Source organism: Streptococcus uberis (assembly GCF_900475595.1).
Lineage (GTDB): Bacteria > Bacillota > Bacilli > Lactobacillales > Streptococcaceae > Streptococcus > Streptococcus uberis.
Map to the genome: position 1 here is coordinate 186,958 of NZ_LS483397.1, position 17,421 is coordinate 204,378.

A 17,421-nucleotide genomic window follows, 5' to 3' on the forward strand; every position below is an offset into this window, starting at 1 on the left:
AGGTAAAGGGTTATTTAGTCACTGGCAAGGCTTTGGTTTATTCTTCCTTCGGTTCTTCTAAGAAATGCTTCTGAATTTTTTTCTTGAGGAACTTGTTCAGTTTTTCCAAGGCGATGCTTGGCACTAGCTGGCTAAAGTAGATGATGTCGACACCATCTACCACTTCTAAGGTCTGATCGGTCAGCACCACATCGTACTCCTCTTTGATCTTGTGCATATCAATCTGGTGATGCTCATGAATAGCAATGTCAAAGTACTGACCGGCATAAGCAATTAAAAACTGACCGGAATTGCAGGTTCCCTTTTCCACCACCAAGACCTTTTGCTTATCAATAGCACGGCTAATGTGGAAGAAAAGATTGTCCCAATTGACCAATAAAATGTAAAGTAAGTGGTTCTGCCTTTCTTTGGCTAGCTCCACGCCCTTGGCTTTAAAAGGGGATGACAAAGCCTCCTGAAAGGCCTCTAAAAGCTTAGGATAACTGTCCTTAAAGTAGGCAATATATGGCTCTCGGTAGTCATAAACCAAAAAGTTTTCATAGATATCATGTTCTTTTAAAATCAAGGCATTGTAAATCAAGAGACTGATTTCCGACTTATTAGCAATGACCATCCCGAAACGCTCTTCAATCCCCTCCAAAGTCTCAAGCATGTCCTCATAGGTCACCCCTTCAACTTCCTTATCCGTGTTTTGCCGATCCAATTCGGCATTTAAAATCAAGTCTTGACGAAAATAAGTCGAAAACATCTCCGACAAAGCCACCTGGTCTAAAGGTTTGCCAAAGTCACGCCAAAAGAGTTCGGAAAGATGCAGAAAAGTCGGATCCTCTTTAAGCTTTTCATAAAGGGAATAGCTGCGCGGGTAGACTTCATTAACACGATAACCTTTGGAAAAACGGATCAGATTGACCGCGCTCATGATTTTCAAGTAGGCAAAGAGCGAATGCGTCACTCGATGAGAGAACTTACTGGTTGTCACATCTACTAAGCTTGTCAGAGCAATCTCGTTGATACTATCTAAGAATGGCCAAGCGTAGTAGTCGTAGACTTCGGTAAAATATTTCAAATAGAGCAAGCGAACCGAGTGCTCAGGACCAACGATGCGTACCGATCGAACGTTAATCACGCAATTAAACCCCAACTGTAAATAAACATTGGTACGCTTAATCAGCCGTTTTAAAGTAGATAAGCTGGTAAAAAGAGCTTCCGCCAGTTCTTCTAAAGAGTCAAAGTCCTTATAAAAGAGAGCTTCTACCAAGCGCATCGAGGGGGTCTCGTTTAAGATGGATTGAAACAATTTTTGTGGACCAAATTCTGGTCGGTACTGAACTTCCAAATGGGGTTCCACATAAGGGAGAGCCCGAACTTCTCCAAAGGAAGCTAAATGTGCAATCTCTGTTTGCAAGGTTAAAAAGGAACAGTGCAAGTGCCGGCAAATGTGGGTATAGTCACTAGGTTCCTCACCATGGTTCAAGAGAACGGCCAGTTTGAGGCCGCGTAATTGCTGATTGGAAAAAAGGTTTTGTTTGATATACATCGGATCTCCTTAATATGGACCAAGAATCGGTCGCAATGATTATGATGTGATAAGGTGCTTCAACTTTCTACTATTATTAATACGAGAAAACCTGTCTCCTTTTGTGAGGAAACAGGAAATGATCTCAATCTAGCATTATATAGCGATAAAAACTCATTTATCATTCATTATTTTAATCAAAGATTAAAAAGTTGAGCTTTATTATCACAATAAACTAATATATACTAATTTTGTAGTTTCGAAAAGCCCTTTTAGCGTGCCTAAAACGTTATCATTTCAGCTTTTTACAAAAACTAACAAAATGAGAAAATTCTATTATAAGGAGAAGAAAATGGAAATCAAACAAAAACACCGCAAACATGCCCTACGCAAAGCGGTCACCGCAGCGGTCCTAGCAGGAACAGCCTTTTCAAGCCTAGGAGGCTTCGCAGGAGCAGTCACGACAGTAAAGGCGGATGAATTTATTTCTCAAATGGATGACAATGACAGTGAGAAACTTATTAGGATAGCAATTGAGAAGCGTTACGAGGATGACGACGCTACAGCTTTAGAGAAATTAAGAACCGTTTTAAGAGATGCAAAAACTGAAACTTTGAATGCTTTAATGTCGGGATTAGATAATGCTCGGTATGATTATTCAGATAGTAATAGTATTTATAACTTATATGCTACCTATATCGGTTCGTTTTCAAAAGAAAATGATGATTGGACTCATAAAGAAAAGTTAACACTTGCATCACTTTTAGTACAAGAACTTAAAAGTAGGGTAAAGCAAAATGAACAAAGAGGAAAAGAACTTTCCAAAAAGGAAGAAGAGCTAAAAGAGAAAGAAGATCAAGTTCTAAAAGCATTAAAAGAAAAAAGACATTTAGAGTCTGAACTAGATGAAAAAAAATCAGAAATTTCTAAGAAAGAAGATGAGCTTAAAGAAAAAGAGAAAGAAATTGCGGAAAATAATGAAGAGTTAACAAGTGCTTTAGGTGAACTTTATAAGGCTGAAGAAACAATTGAAGAAAAAGAAGCTAAAGTTAAAGATTTAGAAGAAAAACTTGAATCTTCAAAGAAAAACCATGCGGAGCTTGCTGAAGAGTTCGAAAAAACAAAAGCTGACTACGAGAAAGAATTAGCTGATAAACACGTTGCTTTAGGTGAAGCCGAAAAACAAAATCAGGATTTAACTAACGAAAACAAAGAACTGAAAGAAAACTTAGGTACAGCCGAAGAAATTACAAACGATCTTCAAAAGAAAGTCATGAATGCTGAAAAAGCCATGAAAGAACTTGAAGCAGAATTGAAATCTGAAAAAGAAGCTTTGGAAGCTGAGAAAGCTAAGTTAGCTGAGTCAGAAAAAGCTAATGCAAAACTGACTGAAGAACGTGATGCTGCTAAGAAAGAAGCAGAAAAAGTTCCTGAACTAGAAGAGCAAGTTGAAAAATTAGTTGAAGAAATTACTGCTGCTAAGAAAGAAGCGGAAGAACTTCAAGCTAAAGCAGAAGCTCTTGAAAAAGACTTTGAAGCCGTTAAAGCTGAGAAAGAAAAACTTGAAGCAGAGATTGCTAAGATGAAAGAAGACCACCAAAAAGAAGTGGACGCTCTCAATGCACTCCTTGCTGATAAAGAGAAAATGCTTAAGAACTTGCAAGACCAGCTTGACAAAGCTAAAGAAGAAGCTATGAAGAACGAGCAAATGAGCCAAGAGGAAAAAGCCAAATTGCAAGCTGAGTTGGACAAAGCTAAACAAGAATTGGCAGAAAAAATCAAAGACATGCCAAACAAAGTGGCTCCTCAAGCCGAAGGCAAAGCCAACGCAGGTCAAGCAGCTCCAAACCAAAACCAAAACAACCAAGCACAAGCAAATCAAACTAAGAACGGCAACAACCTCCCATCAACAGGTGACAAACCAGTTAACCCACTCCTAGTGGCAAGTGGTCTCTCCCTCATGATCGGAGCAGGTGCCTTCGTCTACGCCGGCAAACGCAAAAAAGGCTAAGCCATAACAAAGGACTTCCAGAAACTTTCCTAAAAAATTATTTTCTATTCATACTAAGACAGAAAACTCCCCTTACCAGTTGGTAAGGGGAGTTTTAGTTTGCTTAAAGGTAAATTGGCAACTCTGGGAAGAGAGCTTGTAAAATTTTAGGGGTGATGGCTTGGCCTGGCCCTTCCTGACAGTAAGTATGCATATACATGGAGGGGTTGAAGTTGAGCTCAATGCAATGGCAGTTAGGCTCTTCAAGACTAGCCTTTTGACTCGGGTCAGGAATAATCAAGTCCACACCACAGACCCAAGCCCCCATGGCATCCGCCATTTGAGCCGCTAATGCCTTGTAAGAAGGGTCCATCTCATCGGTCATATCAACCGAGTCGCCCCCAGTTGAAATGTTGGAGTTGCGGCGAAGTTCGACCTTCACCCCTTTGGCTAAGACGGAGTCGGGACCGTATCCCTCTTGAGCTAACATCAGTTTTTCAATATCACCTAATTGGATTTTCTCTAAGGGTGAACGGTGGTCAAGTCCTCGTAAAGGATTTTGGTTTTTCATATCAATCAATTCTTTGACCGTATGGACGCCGTCGCCCACCACATTAGCCGGTAAACGCAGTAAAACGGCCTCGCACTTGCCATTCAAGGTGAAGAAGCGGTATTCAGTACCGGCAATAAATTCTTCCACCAAGATGTCGCGGTCTTCCGCAAAGGCAATTTCCACGGCTTTTTCATAGTCAGCTTGACTGGCCGGCTTTTGGAAGATGGAAATGCCCAGTCCAAAATTGGTTGATTTAGGCTTGACCACAATGGCCTTGTCCGCTATCTGATTGAAGTAACGGATAGCCTGGTCTTTGCTGGCAAATTCCTGCCCTTTGGGAGTTGGAAAACCAGCTTGATCCAAGATTTTCTTGGTCACGGTTTTGTTGGCCATGGCCAGAGGAACCACATAGTTATCTTTGGAAGTCATGTTGCCGTTTTTAACATACTCGACATGGTCGCCGTGCCAGATCTTCAAAAATTGGTCATTTTCATCCAGGATGTCCAGATGAAGCCCCTTTTGGATAGCATCGAACATGAGCATTTGCGTTGACAACTCCATGCTTTCATAACCTTTGAGTGCGTAGGGAGCCTGGGTAGCCTCTTGGTGGTAGGTTTTTGCTTGGTCTAAGCCAAAGGCAGCCAGAGAAGCGTTAGCGATTTTGCCAAAAAGGTGTCCAGAGATGGTTCTTTCAGGTTCCTTGATAGCCAGTTCTAGGTCTGCCACCAAGTCTTGGTAGTAAGCATCCAAACCGAAGTGTTGAATCAGTTCTGTCATGGCCTTGAGGACCGGTCTTGCCCGTTCTGGGTCAGGCAGTGGGCTCATGGGGTGGGATAAGGCCACTTCTTCGTTGATTTGACGGGCTTTTGTCAGTTCTTGGTCGCTGTCTTTGAGGTCGTCTAGCCATAAGAGGCTGAGGAGGAAGAGGTGGAAGCTGTCTAAGGTTTTTTGGCTGATGCCTAGCTTGTCGAAGGGGTTGATGTCGAAGTTGCGGAATTCTAGGTAGGTGATGCCTTCTGACAAGTAGTCACGGCTATGTTTGCTGCCGCGGAGGCGGACTGGGGAGTAGAATTCTTTTTCTAGGGACAGGATACCGGTGTCCAAGGCATTTTCCATATCCTTGACATAGTTTCCAAGGGAGGAGAAGGAAATGGACAATTCCTCGTGGTTGCTGTATCCGTAACGGCGGCTAGCTCTTAAGGAACGGACGAGATCTGTTGGCATCTGAGGGTAGAAGTCTTTTTCGGCTAGTGGGCTAGCGCCAAAAAGGTAGGTGACCAGCCATTGGTAGTTGAGGAATTGGCGAGCCAACTTCATATAGATGGCATTTTTGAAGTCTTTAAGGTCTTCTTGGTCACTAAGGGCAAACAGGCTTTGGGTTAAGTTTTTACCTAGTTCTATGTTGTAATGGATACCGGAAATGGACTGAAGTTTTTTGCCGTAAGTTTGGGCGAGTTGTTCCCGGTAGCGGACTTCTTCGGCTTTGTCCAGTTTAGCAATCTGAATCTGGTCTTCTTCGATATAGGGGGGGATGGAAAGGGGCCAGATGACCTGGTCTTCTTCAAGACTACGCTGTGCGACATCAAAGATGGCGCCTAGGCGTCTTCTAGCCTCCTGTGTCGACTGAGAGATGGGGGTAATCAATTCCAGTTGTTGCTCACTAAAGTCGGTTTGGATATAGGGGTGGAAGCTTCGTGAACCAAGGGCTTTAGGGTGGTCTGTTTGGGCCAATATGCCTTCTTGTGTTAGGCGAAGGCCTTCACGTTCCAAGCCGAAAGTTGCCTCCAAAATGTCTGTATTTTGAGGGAGTTTTTGTAAGAGCTGATTAAGCATGCAAATGTCTCTTTTCCATAGTATTCTTCTTGTTACAGTTTACAATTTTAAAGGTCGAAATTCAATTTATTGATACGCTTTTCACAAAAAACCTGTTGAAACATCAACAGGTTTTGGAATAGGGTTATTGATTGAATTCAATTTAGCTATAATCAGTATAGGTTAATATATTTTAGGTCAGTGTCATGTCAATAAACTAATGCGTCTGAATAAATATTAAAATATCCTCAAAAGATAAATTAGATGAAGCTACTCCAATACCAAGATAGACTAATTCTTTATCGGTACAATCTAAAACAATACCATTAATCTCAAGTAAAACTAGCATAGCAAAGATACCAATTCGCTTATTTCCATCTAGAAAAGCATGATTTTTAATAAGTGAATAGCAGAGTCTAGCAGCTTTTTCTTCGATACTTTTATATTTTTCAACTCCAAAATAGCTATCAAATACATTAGCAATTGCTGATTCAACAAGTCCTTTATCTCTAGTTCCTTCAATACCTCCAGTTACTGAAATAAGTTGAGAATGTAGGGATATGATTTGTTCAGGTGTTAATTTCTTCATTTAGCTAGTTCCTTAAAGGCATCTAAATGCTTTGACAGGACAGCGTTTGCTACTTTGTCAAGGGTGTTTTTATCTGTTATTTCTACTTCCTTATGTTCTTCATTGATTAAAGTAGCGTAGTCAAGTAATACATATTTAGGTTTATTATTTTTGAGAATAACAGCTGTTCCCTTACTGTCAACCATACGGGCAACTTTTGAAAAATTTTGGTTTGCTTCTGTTATTGGTACTAGGTTTTCAAGATTAATTTGCATGATAAATTCCTCCTTAGAGTGATCATAACATCATTTATAGACAATTACAAGAAAAATAGGATGAATATATCCTATAAATAAAAAATAGTCAAAAGCCAAAACGTTTAAAGTATCAAAATGGTTGCTTTTATAGCCGTCTACTAATGCTTGCCAACTATGCAAAAAATGCCCATTTTAAAATGGGCATTTTTTTATTTCTCCACTTCTTTTTGTTGTTCACGTCCTTGGTCCAGGAGAGCTTGGACGATTTTTTCATCTCTGAGTTTGACGGAATCATTGATGGTTTCTGCCGACTGAATAATGGCGTGTTCCAATTGAGCGCGTTTATGGCGTCCGTCATCAATAGCAGCGATAATGCCATTGTTTTGTTCCACTAAGCTTTCAGCTAGGGCCGTGACGGATTGAATAGACAAGGTTGGGTTTTGAGCAGATCTTTCCAAAGCAGGGATAGCTTCCTTGCTGGTTTCCGCTAACATTTGAAGGGCTGCATTATTGGCATTAACAATAGCGTCAGCAGTAGCTCCCGATTTAACAGACTGTTGCAAAATGCCCAGTTGAGCAATGGAAAGTTTCATGGTTGGAATGGTGTTACGACGCAACATGCCTAATTTTTGGCGCATATCTGAGGAGACTTTGACCAAGTTGCGCATTTGAGGCGTCGTTGCCCAAGCCACGTAAAGGCGGCTGACATACTCAGTGTGTTGTTGCTCCAAGGTGTTGACCACTTCAGTTGTCCGTGCCAAAAGATCCGTTTTACTTTGGTATTCTGGCGTTACAGCGTCTAAACTCTTGAGTTCTGTTTGTAAAGCTTGCGCTCTTTGAGTCGCTTCCTTCAAGCTAGCTTCTACAAAAGCAATGACTCCAACTAAGTTTTCAATGGATTTGGTATTGTCTTCAATCAGAAGCTCTGCTGAGACGATATTTCGAGCGAGGGTGTCTTCTTGTTTGACCACAGCTGCCGCCATGCCATCCATTTTCTGCTCAATATTTTGGGCATCAAAGTAGAATTCTTGCAAGGTATTTTTGCTTTGCTTAAAGAGTTTTTGAAGTAGATTTGGCTTTTTCTCAAGGTCAGCAGGTCCAACGTCTTTGTATTTGGCTACAAAGCCATTTAATTCTTGATTGGTCTTTTTCAGCAAGTCATCCACTTGTGGGATTTCCAATTTCTTTTGTTCCCTTAAAATATGGTTGACGGTTGCATTGACTCCCTCAACGGCAGATTGACCAAAATCCAACAAGGTATTTTGATTGGCCATAAAGGAATCTACTAAAGCAGGTGCCTTGCTTGAAATGGCACTTTGTTGCTCTGGGCTTAGTTTTTCATAAAAGGAAATGGTCTTGCCGGATGTGTCCACTTGGTCAGTGATGATTTCTGTGGTTTTGTCATTTTTTGAGATGGCATTGTTAGCAATTTGGTCAATATCAAAGTTAAATTCTGACATGGTAACTCCTATTCTAGATCAGGTGCTATGGTATTTTGTTTCGATTTATCTTGCATCATGCGTAGGCTGACGTCAAAATCTTTGAGTTCACTTTCATTCAGTTTACGGAGGGTTTCATCAAGGTCTAAGTCAAATTGTTTTAGAGCTTGAAGGGCAGAGGCCAAACGTTCTTCTGCCTTATAGTAATCTTTGGGTGACGACTTGATTTTGAGGTAGCCGTTTAAGATGTCGTAGAAATGATCCATGCTGCTTTCTTGTAGTGCCGTTAGCTCGGCTTTGTCGTCAGCGGCTTCAATTTTTTCAAGGATGGTTTTGTTATCTCTGAGGACATTTTGGTAAATCTCTTGAATTTCGGGTGCCTGTTCCGTGATGATTTTATCAATCACGAATTGTTGGCTCATGTGGCTATCAATCTCTACCTGTTCCAACTGCAAGACGGTGTCAACGCGGACTTGATCCGCCTTATGATTGATGCGTTTGTAGACATCACTAGGGATGTGTCCTTGGAGCTGGTAGGATTCTTCTTTGATAAAATCCAGTTTAGGCAGTAATTGATTAGCCACAAGTTGGAAATTATGAGTGTCCTTATCAATCAAATACTGGTTCAAGAGTTTACTTTGTTTATCAGCTATCTGGACGGTATCTTTAAGTTGTTGAATGCGTTTGGCCAGCTGTTGTCCGCGAAGAAATTTTTGCCTTTTGCCGGTGTAGCGAAAGGCCATCCCTAGGCCAATTGCAGCGATTAAAAAAAGACCATCATGGACCACATCGCTAATGACACCTAGGCAGACAAAGTAGACGATTAGCCAAATCCATCCGGGAATGCGAGGAAGGTGTTCAATCAGTTTGTCAAAAGATTTTAGGTTCATATTGATTCTCGATTTCTATCTTACTATTCGTTTTTTCTATACTCTATTTTACCTCAAAAACCCCTTTTCTTAAAGCGTTTACCGTTAATTCTGCTAGCGCAGCTGAGATTTCAGCACTTTTGGAGTGGTAAAAACAGTGTAACGCTTTCATGTAAAATGTTCGTGTTTTACTTTTTTTCTTAAAAAATAGAGAAGCTTCAATGGTTTTTTTCTTAATTATTTTTTATGGGATGGCAATTTTTTTCATTTTTTGCTATAATGAATTGTAAGACAAACTCGCAGGTGAGATTCCTGCCATGTTTCTCAAGAAAGGTGAAGGCCTCTGCTTTTAGCATGCCGGTATCGTAAAAACATATGACATCAGTAGTAGTAGTTGGCACCCAATGGGGTGATGAAGGTAAAGGAAAAATCACTGACTTTTTATCTGCAGATGCAGAAGTGATTGCGCGTTATCAAGGTGGTGACAATGCAGGTCATACCATTGTGATTGATGGTAAGAAATTCAAATTGCATTTGATTCCGTCTGGTATTTTCTTCCCTGAAAAAATTTCTGTTATTGGTAATGGCGTTGTGGTCAATCCAAAATCATTGGTTAAGGAATTGGCATATCTCCATGAAGAAGGTATCACAACAGACAACCTTCGTATTTCTGACCGTGCGCACGTTATCTTGCCATACCATATTAAATTGGATCAATTGCAAGAAGATGCCAAAGGTGACAACAAAATTGGAACAACCATCAAGGGTATTGGACCAGCTTATATGGACAAGGCTGCGCGTGTAGGTATTCGTATCGCTGATCTTTTGGACAAAGAGATCTTTGCTGAACGCTTAAGAATTAACTTAGCCGAAAAAAATCGTCTCTTTGAAAAAATGTATGATAGTGAAGCTCTTGATTTTGATAGTATTTTTGAAGAATACTATGCCTATGGTCAAGAAATTAAAAAATATGTGACTGATACCTCTGTTATCCTTAATGATGCCCTAGATGCAGGTAAACGTGTTCTTTTTGAAGGGGCACAAGGGGTTATGCTTGATATTGACCAAGGAACTTACCCATTTGTAACCTCATCTAACCCTGTTGCTGGTGGTGTTACCATTGGTTCAGGTGTTGGCCCAAGTAAAATCAACAAGGTTGTAGGTGTATGTAAAGCTTACACTAGCCGTGTTGGTGATGGTCCATTCCCAACTGAACTCTTTGATGAAGTTGGCGATCGTATCCGTGAAGTTGGTCATGAATATGGGACAACTACAGGACGTCCACGTCGTGTCGGTTGGTTTGACTCAGTTGTGATGCGTCATAGCCGTCGTGTTTCAGGCATTACAAACCTATCACTTAACTCTATCGATGTGCTTTCAGGTCTTGACACGGTTAAAATCTGTGTGGCATACGACTTAGATGGTGAACGTATTGATTATTACCCAGCTAGCTTAGAACAATTGAAACGTTGCAAACCTATTTATGAAGAATTACCAGGTTGGTCTGAAGACATTACAGGAGTTCGTAGTCTTGATGATCTTCCAGAAAACGCTCGTAACTATGTTCGCCGTGTGAGTGAATTGGTTGGCGTTCGTATTTCAACCTTCTCAGTAGGTCCAGGCCGTGAACAAACAAATATCTTAGAATCTGTTTGGGCAAACATCTAACAAAGAATAAATCATTTTTTCTAGTGAAGACAACCTGATGTTGTCTTCGCTTTTTTGATATGTTTCTAATATGTTTTTTTGACTTAATTATTGTAGAATAATGAAAAAGGAGGAAATAACGATATGAAACATCTAAAAGGTAGATTTAACATCGTAGATACGGATTTTGGGACACAAATCATTATTGATAATGAGACAGGTGTGGAATATTATAAAAATGGATATCAGATCATTCCACTTCTAGAAGCAAATGGGAAACCCAAATTGAACAAAGACTGGTTGGCAAACCAATCGTAGCCTTTAGGATTGTAAAGTTAGGGCAGTAACAATAATGGAATTTTGTCTTTGGTGGAAAGGAAAAGAGGTCACAGTTATAAGATGTCACATAAAGTGTTTCAAATGGCCTTTGCCTCAATTTATCAGGCTTTGGTGGCAAAAGTAGAGCGAAAAGGGGGGCAGTCAGAGGATGTCGATGCCCTCATTTCATGGTTGATGGGCTATTCTGCAGAAAGGCTAGTAGCCTTAAAGTCGTCTCAAATAACTTATGGGGATTTCATTGACCAAGCCCCTCATTTCAATCCAGATCGCCAAAATATCACTGGTAAAATCTGTGGTGTACAGATAGAAGCCATAGAAGATGACCGCATGCAAAAATTACGACAATTGGATAAGTTAGTGGATTGGTTGGCAAAAGGGAAAAGTCCCCAAGAAGTGATTGCTAAATACAGTAAATAAGAAGTCCACATAAGATGACTGCTTACGGGCAGTCATCTTTTTATAATGAGTCTTAAAAACTACTTTTCTTATTTTTACAAAACTTAATGTTCGGAAATAGACTTTATTTTGAATAAAAAGAGAAAATTTTCTTAATAATATTCTGATATTGTGCTAGAATGGAAGTCTGTTGAAAAAAGAGTTTAAAAACTCACTGATTTACTACAATTTGGAGGAAAAACCGAACATGAATAAAAAATTAACATCCCTTGCCTTATTATCAGCTGCTATTATCCCATTAGCGGCATGTTCTCATAAAGGCCAAAAATCTGCTTCTTCATCAGATTTAAAAGTAGCCATGATTACTGACCAAGGGGGTGTTGATGATAAATCCTTTAACCAATCAGCTTGGGAAGGTCTACAAGCTTGGGGCAAATCAAAAAATTTGAAAAAAGGAAGTGATTTTAATTATTTCCAATCAACCAATGAATCAGAATATGTGACAAACCTTGATACTGCAAAGTCAAATGGTTTTAATGTCATCTTTGGTATTGGCTTTAACCTGACTGATTCTATTAAAAAAGCGTCTTCTGATAACGCAGATACAAAATACGCTATTGTCGATGATGTGATTGAAGGAAAAGACAATGTTGCAAGTATCACTTTTGCCGACAACGAAGCAGCTTATTTAGCTGGTGTTGCGGCTGCTAAAACCAGCAAAAGCAAACAAGTTGGTTTTGTAGGTGGTATGGAAGGAACCGTTGTTAAACGTTTTGAAAAAGGCTTTGAAGCAGGTGTTAAATCAGTTGATCCTTCTATCAAAGTATCAATCGCTTACGCAGGGTCATTTGCGGATGCTGCTAAAGGAAAATCAATTGCAGCAACACAATATGCAAGTGGTGCTGACGTCATCTATCAAGCAGCAGGTGGAACGGGTGCTGGTGTTTTCAACGAAGCCAAAGCTATTAATGAAAAACGTGCCGCTTCAGATAAAGTTTGGGTCCTTGGTGTAGACCGTGACCAAAAAGCTGAAGGTGAATACACTGATAAAGATGGTCAAAAAGGAAACTTTGTCCTTGCTTCAAGTATCAAAGAAGTTGGCAAAACCATGCAAAAAGTCATTGGTATGACTGAAAAAGGTGACTTCCCTGGTGGTAAAGTCAATACCTTTGGTTTAAAAGAATCAGGTGTTAACCTCACCACAAAAGATCTTCCAGAAGATGTTAAAAAAGCAGTTGAAACAGCACGCCAAGACATTATCTCAGGTAAAATCAAAGTCCCAGAAAAATAAAAAAAAAACAAACCAGTTGGCAACAACTGGTTTTTGGCTTTAAAAATAACATTTGATATGGTGATTGACAAAGACTTGGCGATACTCTTCCAGGTCTTCTGGGTGATAGGCTGGCACATTGGCCATGGCATAATCACGGTTTAAGAGTTTGTATTTGTTTTCGCCAAATTGATGGAAAGGCAAGAGTTGTACCTTGTCAATATCCAGTTGGTTAAAGAGTTGGCTAAAAGCTTGGGCATCTTCTAAGGAATCATTAAAGTCTGGGATGACTGGAATGCGTAAGACGATCTCTTTGCCTTGGGAGAAAGCGTAATGGATGTTGTCAACAATCAGGTTGTTGGTGACACCAGTGACTTGGCGATGCCTTAAGCTATCGTAATGTTTTAAATCAGTGTAAATAAAATCAACATATTGGATGAGATCTTTAAAATGTTCAGGTTTAGCATAGGCGGTGGTTTCAATAGCGGTGTGCAAGCCATTGGCTTTAGCTTCTTTTAAAATGGCTTTTGCAAAAGGGTATTGGGCAAAAATTTCGCCGCCAGATAGGGTCACCCCTCCACCAGATTCCTCATAGAAATCACGGTCTTTTAAGACTTCCTCCATCACTTCTGAGACTGTTTTTCGTTCTCCAACGGTTTCATGCCCCTTGCAGTCAGCTGTCAGCATCTCTTCTGGTGCCTTCTTTTGGGATTCGGGATTGGCACACCATGGGCATCGTAAAGGGCAACCTTTTAAAAAGACCGGTGTCCGAATGCCAGGGCCATCGTGAATACTAAAATGTTGAATGTTAAAAACAATACCTGATTCTGTCATAAGTCATTACCTTTCTTATTATCCTAATCATACCAAATAAACGTAAACAAATCAATTACGTTCGAAAGTTATTTTTTTCTTTTTATTTTGTTTAGAAACCTGATATAATAGCATTTGAGGTGTAAAATGAACAGATTAGAGAAAATTATCCAGTTAGTATCAGATCACAAACGCATAGATGTTAATAGCTTATCAGAATTACTAGGTGTTTCGAAAGTAACTGTTCGAAAAGACTTAGATAAGTTAGAAAGTAAAGGCTTGTTACGTCGCGAGCATGGTTATGCCGTTTTAAACAGCGGTGATGACTTGAATGTCCGCTTGTCTTACAATTATAATGTCAAACGTAAAATTGCTGAAAAAGCAGCGGAGTTGGTGCAGGACAACGACACCATCATGATTGAATCAGGTTCAACCTGTGCCTTGCTTGCTGAAGTCTTGTGCCAAACCAAACGCAATATTAAAATCATTACCAATTCTTGTTTTATTGCCAACTTTTTGAGGCAATATGATTCTTGCCAAATCATTCTCTTAGGAGGAAATTACCAACCTAACTCCGAAGTAACTGTCGGGCCATTGCTCAAACAAATGGTTGACCTTTTTCACGTGGATCGGGTTTTTGCGGGGACTGATGGCTTTAGCCCCGAGGTCGGTTTTATGTGTAAAGACATGATGCGTTGCGAAGGGGTGCAATACATGGCTGACGCAGCGGAAGAAACCATTATTCTAACCGATTCAAGCAAGTTCTCAAAACCTAGCTTGGTTCATCAGCTCAGCCTAGACCGGGTAAGTCGTGTCATTACAGATAAGGAGCTTGATGAAGAAAACCGCAACTTGTTAGGCTCCTTTGGGATTGCCCTAGATTTTGTCTAAACGATAAGGTGAGAGATGAGAGAAGAGAAACGGCGCTTATTGGCTAAATTAGCCTATATGTATTATATTGAGGAAAAAAGTCAGACGCAGATTGCTTCGGAAATGGGGATTTATCGAACGACGGTTTGCCGCATGTTGGCAAAGGCCAAGGAAGAAGGGATTGTGAAGATTGAGATTTCCGACTACAATCCGGAAATCTTTGCTTTGGAATCCTATGTGCAGGAAAAATATGGCCTTAAAAAAGTAGCTATTATTCCTTACCATGCTACGGACAGTCAGGCAGAAAGATTTGATCGCATTGCCAGTGAAGGGGCGGAATTTTTAAGGTCCATGGTTAAGGATGATGAGATGATTGGCATTTCTTGGGGGTCGACTATTAGTCGGATGATTGATCGGATGGACCCTAAGTCGCTTAAAGGCATTTCTGTCTACCCACTTGCTGGTGGGCCTAGTGCTATTAATGCCAACTTTCATGTCAATACCTTGGTCTATCGTCTGGCCCGTTTGTTCCACGGTCAGAGTTCCTTCATTAATGCAACCGTCATTCAGGAGAACCCAAATATTGCCCAAGGGATTCGGGAATCCAAATACTTTGAGAAGACCTTAGAGGCATGGAAAAAGCTAGACTGGGCTATTGTGGGCATTGGGGCAGAACCAGATTCTCAGAAGGAAAGCCAGTGGCGGGATTTGCTTATGGGCAGTGATTACGAAGCCTTACGTCGGTTGTCCGCTGTGGGAGAAATCTGTTGCCGCTTCTTTGACAAGGATGGGCAACCAGTCAATAGTCACCTGCAAGAACGCACTATTGGGATTAGCATTGAGGAGCTGCAAAAAGTACCAAAGGTCATGGCCATCGCTCATGGCCATGAAAAGGCAAGGGCTATTTTAGCTGCCTTAAAAGCTAATTGTATCAACTACTTGGTGACAGATGAGGCTACTATAAGGGCTCTCTTAGTGGCCGATGGAGATTCCTTTAGCCAGTAAAAATTTGTCCCTTTATGCACCTTTGTGCTTTTTAGGGGGCATTATACATTTTATGTGTAAGTATGCTTTTTTTGGAATATTTATCTTTGAAGCAGAATCAATCTATTGGGTGAGGATTGGACTGCTTTTTTGCTTTTTTTGAAAAGCGTGAAAATTTTGTTTTGGCCTTTCATGGAGAGATGAAAGCATAGTGGTTAAAAACACTTTCTGCTAGCTCGCTATGGGGAAAGCTTGTTGAGTTTTTGGTCACAGTGATTTTTCTGGCCAGGATCGGTGTGACGCTGGGCTTTTCTTTTGAAAAGAAAAATGAAAACCTTCCTTAATGGTCGGAGTTTTGACAGGATGCTTTTACCTTGGTTTCTTTTTAGGGGGATCTTTAGTCTGTTTAGAGGGGGAGGGGGTGGCTAGATTTTGGCAAAATTATAATTATTAATCTATGCAAATTATCTCCTTTTTTAAGGGATTTTCTTCCTTTTTTCCTTGCATTTTAAAGTTGACAGTTATTCAAGGCCCTTGTTATACTGTGAAATGTAACCGCTTTCGGTTCATGGTCTTACTTACGTTACTTAAAAATGCGCGCAAATAGTCAACTTAAGGAATCCATTTCACTTTACCCCTAAAGGAGAATTTACGCATGAGCGTTAATAACGAAGTACTCGCAAGAAATACAGAACTTGCTCCTAAAACTCTAGGATCCCATACTGTAGCCTTTTCACACTACAATAATTTTTCTGCTCAATTACCACTTGACCCTAAAACAGGTCAATTGGTTGAAGGAGGCATTAGAGAACAAGCTCAACAATGTTTTGAAAACTTAAAAGCAGTGATTGAAAGCATTGATCATGTCTTGTCAGATGTCGTAAGACTTTCTATTTTCGTTAAGGACATCCAAGATGTCGATACCATCAACTTAGTGCAAAAAGAATACTTCCCGACTTATGCACCATCACGTACTGTGGTTGCTGTTGATGATTTGCCAATGCAGGCTAAAGTTCAAATGGATGCTATCATCTCTAACGGTGAAGGGACTATTCCTAATGCTCCACAAGCTGGCGATTTAATCAAATTAACGAACAACACATACAATGCACCTGTTTCAGCTTTATCAACTCAAACAGTAGCTTTTTCACACTATAATAACGTGACTGCTCAATTACCAATTGACCCTAAAACAGGTCGCTTGGCCATTGGTGGTGTGAAAGAACAAGCTATCCAATGTTTGAAAAACATCAAAGCTGTCCTTGAAAGCATCGATGTACCTCTTGATGATGTTGTTAAAATGAATGTTTACCTAACTAACTTAGCAGATCTTGACGTCGTTAATGAAGTATACAAAACATTCTTACCAGATTCAGGTATTGCACGTGCTGTTAATTATTTACCAGCTCGTACTGTTGTTCCAGTTGCTGCTCTTGAAATGGGTGCATTAGTTCAAATGGAAGCAACTGTATCACACGGTGATGGTACTCCTCCACAAGCAATCGAAGACCGTCATGGCCTTATCATTGAACACTTTAACACTGAAAAAGCTCCTAAATGTGACTATTCTAGCCAAACAGTGGCTTTCTCACACTACAACCACATTTCAGGTCAACTTCCAGTTGATGCAACAAGTGGTGAATTAGTTGTTGGCGGTGTTAAAGAGCAAGCTCAAAAAGCCTTCGACCACATCCAAGCAATCATCGAAAGTGTAGATCACGTGATGGCAGATGTTGTTAAAATCAACGTTTACATGACTGATCTTAATGATATGGCTGCAGTAGAAGAAGTCTTCTCAGCAATCTTTGTTGAAACAAAACCAGCCCTTCGTTTCGTAGGTGTTTCTGAATTACCAAAAGGTGCCTCAGTTCAAATCGACGCAACAGTTGGAAACGCTGAAGGAACTCCTCCAGTAGCTTAATCTGAATAGCGGGAGTCATTGATCTTTATCGTAAAGAAAATGACTGATTGCGCCTTTAAACGAGAGAACGAATGTCACACACTTGAAGAATATTGCACTATTGTGCAATATTCTTTTTTCTTGGAAGAAGGTCACAGATGGGATAGAGCAGGACACTTTTCTATGATACAATGGTTG

Annotated in this window: 15 protein-coding genes; 8 read left to right on the forward strand and 7 right to left on the reverse strand. The window is 40.3% G+C overall.

Annotated elements, in window-relative coordinates; genetic code table 11:
• Positions 1–37: 37 nt before the first annotated feature.
• Complete coding sequence (locus tag DQM95_RS01180; RefSeq protein WP_037592890.1) at positions 38–1,537, reverse strand: M protein trans-acting positive regulator PRD domain-containing protein; 1,500 nt, start codon at positions 1,535–1,537, stop codon at positions 38–40.
• 331 nt (positions 1,538–1,868) lie between these two features.
• On the opposite strand from DQM95_RS01180, the gene DQM95_RS01185 reads away from it, so the two are divergent.
• Positions 1,869–3,527, forward strand: a complete 1,659-nt coding sequence (locus DQM95_RS01185) for an LPXTG cell wall anchor domain-containing protein (RefSeq protein ID WP_037592889.1) — start codon at positions 1,869–1,871, stop codon at positions 3,525–3,527.
• 103 nt (positions 3,528–3,630) lie between these two features.
• Here the strand turns inward: DQM95_RS01185 and gshAB are convergent, their stop codons facing one another.
• From gshAB to DQM95_RS01210, 5 genes are all read right to left on the reverse strand, one after another.
• Positions 3,631–5,892 (reverse strand): bifunctional glutamate--cysteine ligase GshA/glutathione synthetase GshB, encoded by a 2,262-nt coding sequence (gene gshAB / locus DQM95_RS01190; RefSeq protein ID WP_111685895.1) that lies wholly within the window; start codon positions 5,890–5,892, stop codon positions 3,631–3,633.
• A gap of 196 nt (positions 5,893–6,088) precedes the next feature.
• The gene (locus DQM95_RS01195) at positions 6,089–6,460 is read right to left on the reverse strand and encodes a type II toxin-antitoxin system death-on-curing family toxin (RefSeq protein ID WP_037592882.1); all 372 of its coding nucleotides are present in this window, start codon (positions 6,458–6,460) and stop codon (positions 6,089–6,091) included.
• Positions 6,457–6,714 carry a type II toxin-antitoxin system Phd/YefM family antitoxin gene (locus DQM95_RS01200; protein ID WP_037592880.1) on the reverse strand — a complete coding sequence of 86 codons (258 nt, stop codon included), beginning with the start codon at positions 6,712–6,714 and terminating at the stop codon, positions 6,457–6,459. The genes DQM95_RS01195 and DQM95_RS01200 overlap by 4 nt, the downstream gene beginning before the upstream one ends.
• Before the next feature lie 191 nt (positions 6,715–6,905).
• Positions 6,906–8,156: a toxic anion resistance protein gene (locus DQM95_RS01205; RefSeq protein ID WP_037592879.1), complete on the reverse strand. Its 1,251-nt coding sequence runs from the start codon at positions 8,154–8,156 to the stop codon at positions 6,906–6,908.
• An 8-nt stretch (positions 8,157–8,164) separates the two neighbouring features.
• On the reverse strand, positions 8,165–9,025 hold the full coding sequence (locus DQM95_RS01210; protein ID WP_037592877.1) for a hypothetical protein: 861 nt from the start codon (positions 9,023–9,025) through the stop codon (positions 8,165–8,167).
• 354 nt (positions 9,026–9,379) lie between these two features.
• Here DQM95_RS01210 and DQM95_RS01215 point away from each other — a divergent pair, with 354 nt between their 5' ends.
• The 4 genes from DQM95_RS01215 to DQM95_RS01225 all read left to right on the forward strand — a co-directional run bounded on the left by DQM95_RS01215 (position 9,380) and on the right by DQM95_RS01225 (position 12,677).
• Positions 9,380–10,672, forward strand: coding sequence for an adenylosuccinate synthase (locus tag DQM95_RS01215; protein ID WP_012657706.1), 1,293 nt, complete (start codon positions 9,380–9,382; stop codon positions 10,670–10,672).
• A 123-nt stretch (positions 10,673–10,795) separates the two neighbouring features.
• Positions 10,796–10,969, forward strand: coding sequence for a DUF6440 family protein (locus DQM95_RS10035; protein WP_170123117.1), 174 nt, complete (start codon positions 10,796–10,798; stop codon positions 10,967–10,969).
• 81 nt (positions 10,970–11,050) lie between these two features.
• Positions 11,051–11,407 carry a DUF2200 domain-containing protein gene (locus tag DQM95_RS01220; protein ID WP_111685896.1) on the forward strand — a complete coding sequence of 119 codons (357 nt, stop codon included), beginning with the start codon at positions 11,051–11,053 and terminating at the stop codon, positions 11,405–11,407.
• A 226-nt stretch (positions 11,408–11,633) separates the two neighbouring features.
• Positions 11,634–12,677, forward strand: coding sequence for a BMP family lipoprotein (locus tag DQM95_RS01225; RefSeq protein WP_046390817.1), 1,044 nt, complete (start codon positions 11,634–11,636; stop codon positions 12,675–12,677).
• Positions 12,678–12,716: 39 nt separating this feature from the next.
• On the opposite strand, the gene DQM95_RS01230 is transcribed toward DQM95_RS01225, so the two are convergent.
• The gene (locus DQM95_RS01230) at positions 12,717–13,490 is read right to left on the reverse strand and encodes a glycyl-radical enzyme activating protein (RefSeq protein WP_037592876.1); all 774 of its coding nucleotides are present in this window, start codon (positions 13,488–13,490) and stop codon (positions 12,717–12,719) included.
• A 126-nt stretch (positions 13,491–13,616) separates the two neighbouring features.
• Between DQM95_RS01230 and DQM95_RS01235 the strand changes: the two genes are divergently transcribed.
• From DQM95_RS01235 to DQM95_RS01245, 3 genes are all read left to right on the forward strand, one after another.
• Positions 13,617–14,360: a DeoR/GlpR family DNA-binding transcription regulator gene (locus DQM95_RS01235; RefSeq protein ID WP_037592875.1), complete on the forward strand. Its 744-nt coding sequence runs from the start codon at positions 13,617–13,619 to the stop codon at positions 14,358–14,360.
• 15 nt (positions 14,361–14,375) lie between these two features.
• Positions 14,376–15,344, forward strand: a complete 969-nt coding sequence (locus tag DQM95_RS01240) for a sugar-binding transcriptional regulator (protein WP_046388470.1) — start codon at positions 14,376–14,378, stop codon at positions 15,342–15,344.
• 634 nt (positions 15,345–15,978) lie between these two features.
• Positions 15,979–17,244: a RidA family protein gene (locus DQM95_RS01245; protein ID WP_111685897.1), complete on the forward strand. Its 1,266-nt coding sequence runs from the start codon at positions 15,979–15,981 to the stop codon at positions 17,242–17,244.
• Positions 17,245–17,421 lie beyond the last annotated feature (177 nt).